Annotated in this window: 14 protein-coding genes; 4 read left to right on the top strand and 10 right to left on the bottom strand. The window is 68.0% G+C overall.

The window, feature by feature from the left end; translation table 11 throughout:
- Positions 1–57: 57 nt before the first annotated feature.
- From pdxA to L0984_RS15665, 3 genes are read right to left on the bottom strand one after another with little or no spacing between them, the layout of a single operon-like run.
- Positions 58–1,110, bottom strand: coding sequence for a 4-hydroxythreonine-4-phosphate dehydrogenase PdxA (pdxA, locus tag L0984_RS15675; RefSeq protein ID WP_234194556.1), 1,053 nt, complete (start codon positions 1,108–1,110; stop codon positions 58–60).
- Between the two features lie 10 nt (positions 1,111–1,120).
- Positions 1,121–1,885, bottom strand: a complete 765-nt coding sequence (locus L0984_RS15670; RefSeq protein WP_234194555.1) for a Nif3-like dinuclear metal center hexameric protein — start codon at positions 1,883–1,885, stop codon at positions 1,121–1,123.
- Positions 1,882–3,195 (bottom strand): MFS transporter, encoded by a 1,314-nt coding sequence (locus tag L0984_RS15665; protein WP_234194554.1) that lies wholly within the window; start codon positions 3,193–3,195, stop codon positions 1,882–1,884. Before L0984_RS15665 ends, L0984_RS15670 begins: the two co-directional genes overlap by 4 nt.
- Before the next feature lie 301 nt (positions 3,196–3,496).
- Between L0984_RS15665 and L0984_RS15660 the strand changes: the two genes are divergently transcribed.
- Complete coding sequence (locus L0984_RS15660) at positions 3,497–4,654, top strand: S1C family serine protease (protein ID WP_234194553.1); 1,158 nt, start codon at positions 3,497–3,499, stop codon at positions 4,652–4,654.
- Between the two features lie 120 nt (positions 4,655–4,774).
- On the opposite strand, the gene tatC is transcribed toward L0984_RS15660, so the two are convergent.
- From tatC to hisI, 7 genes are all read right to left on the bottom strand, one after another.
- Positions 4,775–5,590: a twin-arginine translocase subunit TatC gene (tatC, locus tag L0984_RS15655; protein WP_234194552.1), complete on the bottom strand. Its 816-nt coding sequence runs from the start codon at positions 5,588–5,590 to the stop codon at positions 4,775–4,777.
- Positions 5,591–5,682: 92 nt separating this feature from the next.
- Positions 5,683–6,144, bottom strand: a complete 462-nt coding sequence (gene tatB, locus L0984_RS15650; RefSeq protein ID WP_234194551.1) for a Sec-independent protein translocase protein TatB — start codon at positions 6,142–6,144, stop codon at positions 5,683–5,685.
- A 35-nt stretch (positions 6,145–6,179) separates the two neighbouring features.
- A complete protein-coding gene (tatA, locus tag L0984_RS15645; RefSeq protein WP_017761020.1) occupies positions 6,180–6,419 on the bottom strand; it encodes a Sec-independent protein translocase subunit TatA in 240 nt (79 codons plus the stop codon).
- Between the two features lie 43 nt (positions 6,420–6,462).
- Complete coding sequence (locus L0984_RS15640) at positions 6,463–6,819, bottom strand: histidine triad nucleotide-binding protein (RefSeq protein ID WP_234194550.1); 357 nt, start codon at positions 6,817–6,819, stop codon at positions 6,463–6,465.
- Between the two features lie 48 nt (positions 6,820–6,867).
- The gene (locus tag L0984_RS15635; protein WP_234194549.1) at positions 6,868–7,257 is read right to left on the bottom strand and encodes a DUF4870 family protein; all 390 of its coding nucleotides are present in this window, start codon (positions 7,255–7,257) and stop codon (positions 6,868–6,870) included.
- 48 nt (positions 7,258–7,305) lie between these two features.
- Positions 7,306–7,683: a phosphoribosyl-ATP diphosphatase gene (locus L0984_RS15630; RefSeq protein ID WP_370646012.1), complete on the bottom strand. Its 378-nt coding sequence runs from the start codon at positions 7,681–7,683 to the stop codon at positions 7,306–7,308.
- Between the two features lie 23 nt (positions 7,684–7,706).
- Positions 7,707–8,099, bottom strand: a complete 393-nt coding sequence (gene hisI, locus L0984_RS15625) for a phosphoribosyl-AMP cyclohydrolase (RefSeq protein ID WP_017761024.1) — start codon at positions 8,097–8,099, stop codon at positions 7,707–7,709.
- A 142-nt stretch (positions 8,100–8,241) separates the two neighbouring features.
- Between hisI and L0984_RS15620 the strand changes: the two genes are divergently transcribed.
- From L0984_RS15620 to L0984_RS15610, 3 genes are all read left to right on the top strand, one after another.
- Positions 8,242–8,601, top strand: a complete 360-nt coding sequence (locus L0984_RS15620; RefSeq protein WP_234194547.1) for a hypothetical protein — start codon at positions 8,242–8,244, stop codon at positions 8,599–8,601.
- A 134-nt stretch (positions 8,602–8,735) separates the two neighbouring features.
- Complete coding sequence (locus L0984_RS15615) at positions 8,736–9,371, top strand: YjbF family lipoprotein (RefSeq protein WP_234194546.1); 636 nt, start codon at positions 8,736–8,738, stop codon at positions 9,369–9,371.
- Positions 9,323–12,334: a YjbH domain-containing protein gene (locus tag L0984_RS15610; protein ID WP_234194545.1), complete on the top strand. Its 3,012-nt coding sequence runs from the start codon at positions 9,323–9,325 to the stop codon at positions 12,332–12,334. The genes L0984_RS15615 and L0984_RS15610 overlap by 49 nt, the downstream gene beginning before the upstream one ends.
- The last annotated feature ends 103 nt before the right edge of the window (positions 12,335–12,437 follow it).

Below are 12,437 nucleotides of genomic sequence, written 5' to 3'. Positions count from 1 at the left end.
TGTCACCCGTACGGCGCAGGGGCCGTCGGCGCAGCACGCTGTTCGCCGGCAGCGCGCTCAGCAGCCGGCCAGGCTGCGCGCCATCCGCACGGCGGCGATCAGGCTGTCGGCCTTCGCGATGCCCTGACCGGCAATGTCGAAGGCGGTGCCGTGGTCTGGGCTGGTGCGCACGAAGGGCAGGCCCAGCGTCACGTTGACACCGGTCTCCACACCCAGGTACTTCACCGGGATGAGCCCCTGGTCGTGGTACATCGCGATCACGGCGTCGAATTCGCCTCCGGCCTGGCCCGGCTGGCGTCGAGCCCGCATGAACACCGTGTCCGGCGCGAAGGGGCCGAAGGCCTCGATGCCCTCGGCGCGCGCGTCGGCCACCGCCGGGGCGATCTGCTCGATTTCCTCCCGGCCGAACAGGCCGCCCTCCCCCGCATGCGGATTGAGGCCCGCCACGGCGATGCGTGGCACGCGGCCCAGCATACGGGCCAGCGAGGCATGCGTGATGCGCAGCGTCTGCAGCACGCCGCTGCGGCTCAGGCGATCGATGGCCTCCCTCAGCGACACATGGATGCTGACCAGCACGGTGCGCAGTTCGTCGTTGGCCAGCATCATCCGCACCGGAACCTCATCGATGCCCACGCCCCGGAAGGCCGCCGCCTCGGCCTGGAGCAGTTCGGTGTGGCCCGGAAAACCGTAGCCGGCCGCAGACAACGCCTCCTTGTGCAGGGGGGCCGTCACCATGGCCGCGATCTCCTGGCGCAGCGCGGCGCGCGCCGCCCATTCGACGGCCGTGCCCGCGCTGCGGCCCGCTTCGGCCGTGATACGGCCATAGTCTGGCGGCACCAGCGGAGCGCCGACCTGCAGCACGGGAATGCATCGAGGCGGCACGGCCAGCGCATCGGCCGGTTGCTCAATCTGCGCGACGGGCCAGGCCAGGCCCTGCGGACCGGCCATCAATCGGGCAGCACGGCGCATCACGGCGACATCGCCGGCGACGAAGCAATGCCGCAGCGCATCCGGCGCCTCCTGCCAGGCACGCACGATGATCTCCGGACCGATGCCCGCCGGGTCTCCCTGGGTGAGTGCCAGGACGGAAGAAGCATCAGGGGCAAGCATGGCGAACGGCTCAGGCAGGGTTGTCGATGTCGATGAACTCGTGCGCCAGTCCAAGTTGTGCCGCGACATGCGCGGCGACAGCGGGGGCGCCATAGCGCTCGGTGGCATGGTGGCCGCAGGCGAGGAAGGCCACTCCCGACTCCCGGGCGTAGTGCGCCTGCGGCTCGGAGATCTCGCCGGTGATGAAGGCATCGGCCCCGGCGGCGATGGCGGCCTCGAAGAAGCCCTGCGCGCCACCCGTGCACCATGCGATGCGCCGCAACGGCCGGCCGTCGCCGGGAACGGCAGTGACGCGCCGCTCCAGCCGCGCCTCGATGTGCAGGGCCAGTTGCTGCGCGCTCTCGAACTGCAGCCCCGCGCCCGGCGCGCCGAGCCAGCCCAGGTCCTGGTCGCCGAATCGCGGGGCCCGGGGGATCAGCCCCAGTTGCCTGCCCAACTGCGCGTTGTTGCCCAGTTCGGCATGGGCGTCCAGCGGCAGGTGATAGGCAAAGAGATTGACGTCATGGCCGATCAGCAGGCCCAGGCGCTGGCGCATCCAGCCAGTCACCCGCCCGTCCTGGCCGCGCCAGAACAGACCGTGGTGGACGAACAAGGCATCCGCGCCCGCGGCGATGGCCGCTTCGATGAAGGCGCGACTGGCGGTCACGCCGGAGACGATCTTGCGGATCTCGCCTCGCCCTTCCACCTGGAGGCCGTTGGGCCCGTAGTCCTTGAACCGTTCGGGCGACAGCAGCTCGTCGAAGGCGTGCAGCAGGGCGGATCGCGTGATGCTCATGCGTGCATTGTCGCGGGCCGCATGGCATGGCCGCGCGCAGCCAGCGGCAACCAGGCCAGCACGAAGCCCAGCACTGCGAGCGCACCGACATAGTGGGCGGGCGCCATCAGGTCGCGCTGCAGCCAGAGCGTCAGGATCACAGGCGTCAGCCCGCCGAAGATGGCGTACGACATGTTGTAGGCAAACGACAGACCGGAGAAGCGCACCGGCGCCGGAAAGGCGCGCACCCCGGCGATCGGCACCGTGGCGATGGTGCCGACGAACAGGCCGACCAGCCCGTAGTGCCAGAAGAGCGAGGCGGTGGTGCCCGGCAGCCCCTTGTAGAAAAGATAGGCCGTGATGAAGAGACCCGCCCAGCCCACCAGCATGGTCGGTCGCGTGCCAAAGCGGTCGCAGGCCCAGCCGACGATCACGCAGCCGAGGGTCAGCGTCAGCGTGGCCAGGGCATTGGCCTCCAGCGCGATGGCCGCAGGGATGTGGTGCACCTTCTGCAGGTAGGTGGGCGTGTACAGCACCACCACCACGATGGCGGCGGACAGCACCCAGGTCAGGAGTGCCACGAAGAAGACGGGGCCGCGGTGGTCGCGCACGATGGTCTTGAGGGGCAATTCGGCCGCCACATTGCGCCGCTGGGCCAGCTCCTGAAACACCGGCGTCTCGTGCAGGAAGCGCCGCAGGTACACCGACACCAGGCCGAACACGCCACCCAGGATGAAGGGAATGCGCCAGGCGAAGTCGCTCACCTCGGTCGGGACGTAATGGGTGTTGATGGCCACGGCCACCAGAGACCCGAGCAGGATGCCGCCGGTGATCCCGGCCGTGAGCGTGCCCACGCCCAACCCGTAGCGCTGGGCCGGCACATGCTCGCCGATGAAGACCCAGGCGCCCGGCATCTCGCCGCCGATCGCGGCGCCCTGCAGCACACGCATGAGCAGCAGCAGCAACGGGGCGGCCACGCCGATCGCCGCGTAGGTGGGCAGCAGGCCGATCACCAGCGTCGGCACCGCCATCAGGAAGATCGACAGCGAGAACATGCGCTTGCGGCCCAGCAGATCGCCGAAGTGGGCGATGACGATGCCGCCGACCGGCCGGGCCAGGTAGCCCGCTGCGAAGATGCCGAAGGTCTGCAACTGGCGCAACCAGTCGGGCATCTCTGCGGGGAAGAACAACGCCCCGATCACCGTGGCGAAGAAGACATAGATGACGAAGTCGTAGAACTCGAGCGTGCCGCCCAGCGCCGAGAGGGCGAGCGTCTTGTAATCGCGCGCGGTAAGCGAGCGTGGGCCGGCGGAGGAGGATGCAGAGGACATGGCAGAGCAATGCAGCGGAGACGGCCGCCGGCCGGCGCGTCCGACACGGGACACGGAAGGTGAGAAGACAGCGAGGGGCGTCGACAGGCATGAGACGCAACAACCGGTTGGGTTGCGCGGGCCACTGTCGTGGCGGCCGGATAGGCCGAGGTCGGAGATTTTAGGGTTTACCCCTGGCTTCGAGCCGCAACGGGGTCTTGTCCGACGTCGAATCAAAAGTCGGTTCCGACCGTTGGGAGACAATTCCGGGCCGGCGGAACCCTCCGCCTTCCCTCTGCCACAGCACCCCTCCTCTCTCCTCATGAAGCGCATCTGGCTGCTCTTTGCCCAGGCCGTGACCGTCCTGCTCGCGGGCTATTTCGTCGTCGCCACCCTCAAGCCCGAATGGGTCCGGCGAGGCAGCACCTCCCTGGGCGGCGTCGTCTCCATCATCGAGGCGCCCGCCTCGGCGCCGGCCGCGCCGGCGCCCGGCAGCTTTGCGGCCGCCGCGCAGAAGGCGGCGCCCGCGGTCGTCAGCATCAACACCAGCAAGGCAGCGCCGCGGCATCCGCGCTCGAACGATCCCTGGTTCCGCTTCTTCTTCGGCGACCAGGACAACGAACAGCCCCAGGTCGGCCTGGGCAGCGGCGTGATCGTCAGCGCGGACGGCTACATCCTGACCAACAACCATGTGGTCGAGGGCGCCGACGAGATCGAGGTCACCCTGAACGACGGCCGGCATGCCAGCGGCCGCCTGATCGGCACCGACCCCGACACCGACCTGGCGGTCATCCGCATCGCCCTGGACAAGCTGCCGGTGATCGTGCTCGGCAATTCCGACGCACTGCTGGTGGGCGACCAGGTGCTGGCCATCGGCAATCCCTTCGGCGTCGGACAGACGGTGACCAGCGGCATCGTCTCGGCGCTGGGCCGCAACCAGCTCGGCATCAACACCTTCGAGAACTTCATCCAGACGGATGCCGCCATCAACCCCGGCAACTCCGGCGGCGCGCTGATCGACACCGAGGGCAATCTGCAGGGCATCAACACCGCCATCTATTCGCGCTCGGGCGGCAGCATGGGCATCGGCTTCGCCATTCCCGTGTCCACGGCCAAGCAGGTGCTCGAAGGCATCGTGAAGGATGGCCGCGTCACCCGCGGATGGATCGGCGTGGAGCCCGCCACGCTCACGCCCGAGATGGCCGAGACCTTCGGCGTCAAGGCGACCCAGGGCGTGATCATCACGGGCGTGCTGCAGAACGCGCCCGCCGCGCAGGCCGGCATCCGGCCGGGCGACGTGATCACCGGTGTGGGCGACAAGGCCATCGGCAATGTGCAGGAACTGCTGACTGCCGTGGCCGGGCTCAAGCCGGGCACGGCCAGCCGCTTCCAGGTTCAGCGCGGCAACGACCGGATCGAGGTCGACGTCACCGCCGGAACAAGGCCGGCCACGCCGGTGCAGCGGCGCCAGGCCGAGTAGCGCAGGCGAATCCTGTCCGGACGATGGGGCCGCAGCGCATGCGTGCCGGCCCCTGGGTCGCCTGAGCGAGAAACGCCTCGCCTGGACAACAGGCGTGCGCGGCGCCGGGTCCGCGCTTGTTTACTGTCCCGCCGACTTCGCTTCTTCGCTCGCGGCCTCGGTCTCTTCGGGCGCCCGCGTGGCGTTGGCGAAGTACCGCGCGGCGACGATGCCGATTTCGTACAGCACGCACATCGGCACGGCCAGCGCAAGTTGCGAAATGACGTCGGGCGGCGTGACCACCGCCGCCACCACGAAGGACAGCACGATGAAGTAGCCACGGAAGCTGCGCAGCTTCTCGATGGTCACCATCTCGAACCGCACCAGCAGCATCACCACGATCGGCACCTGGAACGCGAGGCCGAAGGCGATGTACAGCGAGAGGATGGACTCCACGTACGACGAAATGTCGGGCGTGGCCGCCACCGAGGCCGGTGTGAAGCGCTGGATGAAGGCGAACATCTTGTCCAGCACGAAGAACTGCACGAAGGCAATGCCCGCATAGGCCAGGAAGCTGCCGAAGATGATCAGCGGCAGGGCAAAGCGCTTCTCATGGCTGTAGAGGCCCGGCGCCACGAAGGCCCAGACCTGGTACATGAGCCAAGGCAGCGCCAGCAGCACGGCCGCCATGGCCAGCACCTTCAGCGGCACGAAGAAGGGCGAGAACACACCAACGGCGATCAGCTTGGCATCGGGCGGCATGTGCGCCTTGATGGGCATGGCGATCCAGTCGATCAGGCCCCCGGGCCCCGGCCAGACGGCCAGCAATGCCGCCGCCAGTGCGATGCCGTAGATGCAGTAGAGGAGCCGGTCACGCAGCTCGGTCAGGTGGGCAACGAACGGCTGCTCCGTGCCTGCAAGCTCGTCTTCTTTGTCGTGGGAGGGAGAGTCAGCCATCAGAGGTCACCGCGTGGCCGGATTCGGGCGCACAAATGAACGGAAAGGAAAAAAGCCGCGGAGCCGGGATGTACCGTGCAGGCTTCCGCGGCTCAGGCGCCGGGCCGTGGCCGATGACGGGCCACGCGAGCGGCTCCGGACTGCGCGCGGGTGCGAACCTTGTTGCGCGCCTTGTACCAGCTTGGAACGGCGCCCTGCTTGAGGCGCCAGTTCTTCTTCGGATGGCGGTAGACGGGGTAGACCGGCGCGGCGTCGTACGAGGTGGCCGGCGTGACGGTGTCCAGGCCGGAGAGGTCGTTGTGCACGTCCTGCGCGCCTTCGCGGATGCTCTGCTCCACGTCGCGCGCCGCGCCTTCGACGCTGTCCTTCATCTTGCGCAGCTCATCCAGCTCCATGGAGCGGTTGACCTCCGCCTTGACGTCGTTGACGTAGCGCTGCGCCTTGCCCAGCAGCGTACCAACCGTCCGCGCCACGCGCGGCAGCTTCTCGGGGCCGATCACGACCAGTGCAACGGCGCCGATCAGCGCCATCTTCGAAATGCCCAGATCGATCACCGGCGTGCCCCTCGCTCAGGAATTGCGCGCAGCACTCAGGACTTCTGACGCGCCTCGACGTCGATGGTGGACTTGTCGGCCGAAGGCTGGCCGGTCACCTGCTGCGTGGGCGTCCCTGCGGCGGGCGCGTCGGACGATCCGTCCTTCATGCCGTCCTTGAAGCCCTTGACGGCACCGCCGAGGTCCGAACCGATGTTCTTCAGCTTCTTGGTGCCGAAGACCATGACCACGATGAGCAGCACGATCAGCCAGTGCCAGATGGAAAACGAACCCATGGAAGACTCCTAACAATGTTCAAATTTTAGACTGCGGACGGGCTCAGCCCTTGAGCCAGGGACGCGGACCGCCCATGACGTGGACATGGAGATGGTGCACCTCCTGCCCGCCTTCCTTGCCGGTGTTCACCACCACGCGGAAGCCACCCTCGGGATAGGCGCCACAACCCTGCTCCAGGGCCAGACGGGGCGCCAGGGTCATGATGCGGCCCATCAACGACTCGTGCTCGGGCGTGAGGTGCGCCATCGAGGCGATGTGCCGCTTCGGCACGATCAGGAAATGCACGGGTGCCCACGGCGCGATGTCGTGGAAAGCATACAGGTCGTCGTCTTCATACACCTTCCGCGAAGGAATCTTTCCTTCGACGATCTTGCAGAAGATGCAGTCGGGCTCAGCCATTCGATAGGGTCTTTTTATGGAGGGGAAGGCAGGAAGACGGGCTGGCGGTCACGCGGCAGCCGCAGTGTCCATGGGGCGGCCGGCATTCATCCGGACCATGCCCTTGACGATGCGGTACAGGAACCACAGCGAGATCAGGCTCCACGCGATCCATCCGGGCACGAGAAAGAGCAGCCAGAGCCACGAGGTCAGGACGTAGAGCAGTCCCGCCCACAGCACCGACCGGATGCGCCACGTGAAGTGCGAGGCCTGCCAGGTGCCAGCCGCATCGTCGCGTTTGACAAAGTCGATCAGCAGGGCAATGAGCAGCAGCAGCACCGACACCTGGGCGCCCGGCACCACGGCCGCGATGGCGACGATGAGGTGCAGCACATAGCTCACCCAGCCCACGGCGCGCAGCGAATCGCTGCCTCCCACGTCGATGATGTCCTTGCTCATGGCTTCCTCCAGCTGAATGTCGAAGCGCCCGCGGCGCGGGCCGAGGCGTCAATCACCCGCCGCCTCGCGCGCCTGCGCCTTGCGCAGGGCCTTTTCCTCGATGCCGCTCATCCCTTCGCGGCGCGCCAGTTCGGCCGCCACGTCCCGGGGCGAGAGCCCGTAATGGGCCAGCGCCACCATGCAGTGGAACCACAGGTCGGCCACTTCGTTCACTATTTTTTCCCGCGGTGCGCCGTGATCGGCATCCTTGCAGGCCATGACCACCTCCGTGGCCTCTTCGCCCACCTTCTTGAGGAAGCCATCGGGCCCCTTGTGAAGCAGTCGGGCGACATAGCTGCTGCTCGGATCACCGCCCGCGGCGGGCCGGCGGCTTTCGATCACCCCGGCAAGGCGCTCTAGGATGTCGAGCGTCGGGGAGGCAGGCATCGGGTCGGAGGAATCGGGAACTGTCATTTGTAGATCGAGGTCGGGTCCTTCAACACCGGTTCGACGGCGACCCACCGGCCATCAGAATACTTTTGGAAGAAACAACTATGACGGCCCGTGTGGCAGGCAATGCCGGGATCATGCCCCTCCTGTGTCACCGAGAGCAGGACGACATCGTTGTCGCAGTCCAGCCGGATCTCGTGCACACGCTGGACATGCCCGGACTCCTCGCCCTTGAACCAGAGCCTGCCGCGCGAGCGACTGAAATAGACCGCCCGCCCCGTCTCCACGGTCTTGGCGAGGGCCTCCCGGTTCATCCAGGCGAACATCAAAATGTCCTTGGAACCGTGCTCCTGGGCGATCACGGGCACCAGCCCCGCTGCGTCCCAGCTCACTTCATCGATCCATGTGGTCATGGGACAGATTGTTACCCAGCTGCACTGCAACAAAAAATGGCCTTCCGCGGCCACGGCCGTTAAACTTCGGGAAACATTTTGGGTCAGGTGCGCCTTGGGCGCGGCTGGCATGTTGGCCACACAGGCTTTTTGGGGAAGTGCCATGAACTTTGCTCGTTTCGTTTCGATGGTCGCTGCGGCCGCTCTGGTGTCCGCACCCATGATCGCCTCCGCGCAGACGCCTCCTCCGCCGTCTTCGACGCCCACCGAGGCGACGCCCGGCGCTGGCGGTGGGGCAGGTGGCGCCGGTGGCGCGGCCGGCGGCGGGACCGCTGGTGCGGCCGGCGCTACGGGCGCGGCTGCAGGTGGCCTGGGCGCTGCGGGTCTCGCCGTGGCTGGCCTGGCTGGCGCCTTGGCCATTGGCGCAGCGGCCGGCGGCGGCAGCGACGGCGGTAACGCCGGCGTCTTCCCCGGCACGGGCACCACTGGCACGACGGGCACCACCGGCACCACGAGCCGGTGAGATCCAGCACCCTTCGTGGCCGAGGGGTGCGCTCTTCCACGCGGCGGCAGCCTTCGATGCATCTCCATCTGAGGCTGCTTTGTTGCGTTCTGGCAACGGCTTTGGTGGGAGGCTGTAGCACCGGCAGTGCAGCGTTGGGCGACAGTGCCCGGCTTTTGTATGACCGCACGGCAGGCGGCATCCGGGACCAGCAGCCCTCGGTCTTCAATCCGTCCTTCCGCTACCTGCGCGTGACGCATGCCGGCACCGCCATCTACATGGTGCTGGGTTACCTCGATCCCACGCCGGAAGGCACGGTCGAGGTGTGGTACAGGGGAGAGGGCGAAGTCGTTCGCCTCCTGGATGGCAGGGTCGTCGGCACCACCGGGTTGAATCCGGACTGGCGGCGCGCCCAGGTGGAGCGGCTCCCGCTCTGGCCGGTCGGGGCACAGGCACAGACCTCCGGCAGCTATCTGCGCGTGCGCGACGTCATGCCGGGCTACCACTTGAACATCCGCGAAACCGTGCGCGTCACGCCGCTGGCAAGCTACACGCCCGCGGCCCTGCAGGGCGCGCGCGCCGCTTCGCTGAGGTGGTTCGAAGAACAAGTCACCGAATCAACATCCCCCGGCCCTATGCTGCCTCCCGCCAGATTCGGGATTGCCATGACGGCGAACGGTTCGCCGTCGGTCGTGTACTCGGAGCAATGCCTGAGTGCCGAGGCCTGCTACACCTTCGAGCGGTGGAGCGCGCCCTCAGCGACAGCCACGCCGACATCTGCCGGCTCATGAAGACGCGCGAACGCACTTTCCGCCTCCATCCCCTCAGGATCCATCTGCTTGCCGCGTTCGGGCTCGGCGCCGCCGTGGCGGCGCAGGCGCAGCCTGCGGCGCCACCGGCCGAGGATCCTGCCCCCCTGCCCACCCTGGAAGGCGAGCGGCTGAGCCACTGGCTGCTGCGCCAGTCGCCCCAGCCTGCCGATCCGGCGTTGGCCTGGCTGGTGCCGCAGGAGAAGCTGCCGCAGCAATACCTGCGCAATGTCCTGCTGGTCCACCTGGAGCGGTCCGCCGCCCAGTTGTCGGGGCAGGACCGGGAGATCCGCCAGCGCCTGCTGGCCTGGCTGCACAGCCTGCCGGCCACGGGCCGGGTGGCACTGAGCATCACCGACCCACGCTGGCTTGAAGTGAATCCCGGGCAGGACCCGGTGGCGCGTGACCGCGCCCGCTTTGCGCTGCCCACGGGCCGCACGGCCGATGTGGTGGTGGTCCAGCCGGACGGCACCCTGTGCCATGTGCCGCACGCCAGCGGCCGCTGGGTGGGCGATTACCTGCAGGCCTGCGGACGGATGGGCGCCGCGGACTGGGCCTGGCTGGCGCAGCCCGATGGCCGCACCACGCGCATCGGCGTCGCCGGCTGGAATGCGGAAGCCGGCGTGGAGCCGGCGCCCGGCGCCTGGCTCTGGGCCCCTCCGCGCACGATGGCCGACCTGGTTGCTGCGTCTGAAGGGCTCATCAAGTTCCTGGCCACCCAGGGACCGGCCCCCGCGCGGCAGGGCCCCGTGGTGCCGCCCGCCAGTGCTGCCACGCCATCGAGCGCCTTCGTCGCCGACGGCAGCCTGCCCGCGGTGGTGAGTGCGCTGCCCCGCCCGCTGGACGTCAGCGCCAACGACTGGGGCGAGACCGGCCTGCTGCAGACGCCCACGGCACGCATGGGGTCTGCGGGCGAGATCCGCGCGTCGTACAACTCCGTGTGGCCCTACAGCCGGTTGAACATCATGTTCCAGCCCTTCGACTGGATGGAGGCGGGCTTCCGCTACACGAGCATCTCCAACCGCGAATACGGTCCCAACATCAGCACGCTGAGCTACAAGGACAAGAGCATCGACGTCAAGTTCAGGCTCATGCGTGAATCGGCGTACCTGCCCGAGGTGTCGCTCGGTTTCCGGGACATCGGCGGTACGGGCCTGTTCTCCAGCGAATACCTGGTCGGCAACAAGCGCTGGGGCGACCTGGATTTCAGCCTGGGCATCGGCTGGGGCTACATGGGCTCGAGCGGCAACATCAGCAATCCCTTCACGCTGCTGAGCGATCGCTTCAAGACGCGGCCCGCGGCCAGCACGGCCGGCGAGGCCAACCTGAGCAGCTACTTCCGCGGCCCGGCCGCCCTGTTCGGCGGCGTGCAATGGCGCACGCCCTGGGATCCGCTGACCCTGAAGATCGAATACGACGGCAACAACTACCAGAGCGAACCCTTCAGCAACGCGCTGCCGCGCCGCTCCCCCATCAACGTGGGACTGGCCTACAAGCTCAACAAGAACGTCACTCTCGCCGCCGGCTTCGAGCGGGGCGACAAGTTCATGATCGGCCTCACCCTGTCCGGCAACGCGGCGGAAGCCCAGACGCCCAAGCTGCTCGATCCACCGTTGCCCCGCTTCATGCCCGAGGCCCCGGCGAAGCCGCCCGGCTGGGCGAGCACGGCCGAGCAGGTCGAGGCGCAGACGGGCTGGCGCGTGCTGCGCATCGCGCCCAAGGACGACGTGCTGCACCTCTGGGTGAGCGACAGCGATGCCGTCTACCGGGAGGTGCGCTCGGACCGCGCCGTGGCCGTGCTGCATCACAGCGCGCCGGCCGGGATCCGCACCTTCGTCATCCATTACGAAGAGCGCGGCATCGCGATCCAGGCCCAGGCCTTCCAGCGCGAGGAGTGGGTCGCGGCGCATGCGCAGCCCCTGCCGCCGCACCTGGCGCGCGACGTGACGCAGCGCGACTACGCGCCGGTGCCGGACGAACTCACCGAGGCACAGTTGCCCCCCGCCACGGGCTCGGGCGGCCCTGCCGAGACGGCCACGGCCTGGGAGCGGCCCGCGGACCGCTTCAACTTCAGCATCTCGCCGAACTTCAGCCAGGTGGTGGGCGGCCCCAACAACTTCGCGCTCGTCGAACTGGGCGCGAAGGCCAATGCCCAGTACCGCTTCACGCAACAGACATGGCTGCAGGGCCAGGTCAACCTGCGGCTGGCCGACAACTACGGCAGCTTCACCTACGACGCGCCCAGCAACCTGCCCCGCGTGCGCACGGACCAGCGGCTCTATCTGACGACCAGCCGGGTGACGGTCCCGAACCTGCAGCTGACGCATGTGGGCCAGCTGGCCAGCGACCAGTACTACAGCGTCTATGGCGGCTACCTCGAATCGATGTTCGCGGGCGTGGGCGGCGAATGGCTGTACCGCCCGTGGGGCAGCCGCCTGGCCTTCGGCATCGACATCAACCACGTGCGCCAGCGCGAGTACGCACAGCACTTCTCGCTGCGCGACTACCAGGTCAACACGGGCCATGCTTCGCTGTACTGGAACACCGGCTGGAACGGCGTGCTCGTGCGGCTGAGCGCCGGCCAGTACCTCGCTGGCGACCGCGGCGTGTCGATCGACATCGCCAAGCGCTTCGACAACGGCCTGACCATGGGCGCCTACGCCACCAAGACCAACGTCTCGTCCGCCCAGTTCGGCGAAGGCAGCTTCGACAAGGGCATCTTCCTCTCGATCCCGCTGGACGCGCTGCTGCCCCGGTCCAGCCGCTCCGTCATCGGCTTCAACTGGTCGCCGCTGACCCGCGACGGCGGCGCCCGCCTGGGCCGCGCCGTGACGCTGTACGACCTCACCTACGCCCGTGACCCGGATTCGCGCAGCTTCGGCCCGCCACCCGATACACGCCCGCGTGCGGGAGACAACATTCTCGACTTCGATGTCCAACGCTGAATTCATCGTGCCGGTTAGCATCCGGGCGACCGGTGTGTGCGTAATCCTCGCAGCGCCCGCTGCAGCCGCGCCCCGTGCGCGCTGCGCCCTTTCTCTTTGCGTT

The sequence above is a fragment of the Pseudacidovorax sp. NFM-22 genome, from assembly GCF_021401245.1.
Taxonomy (GTDB): Bacteria; Pseudomonadota; Gammaproteobacteria; order Burkholderiales; family Burkholderiaceae_C; genus Xenophilus.
Note: the sequence above shows the minus strand (reverse complement) of the source record. Positions and strands in the feature narration are given on the sequence as shown.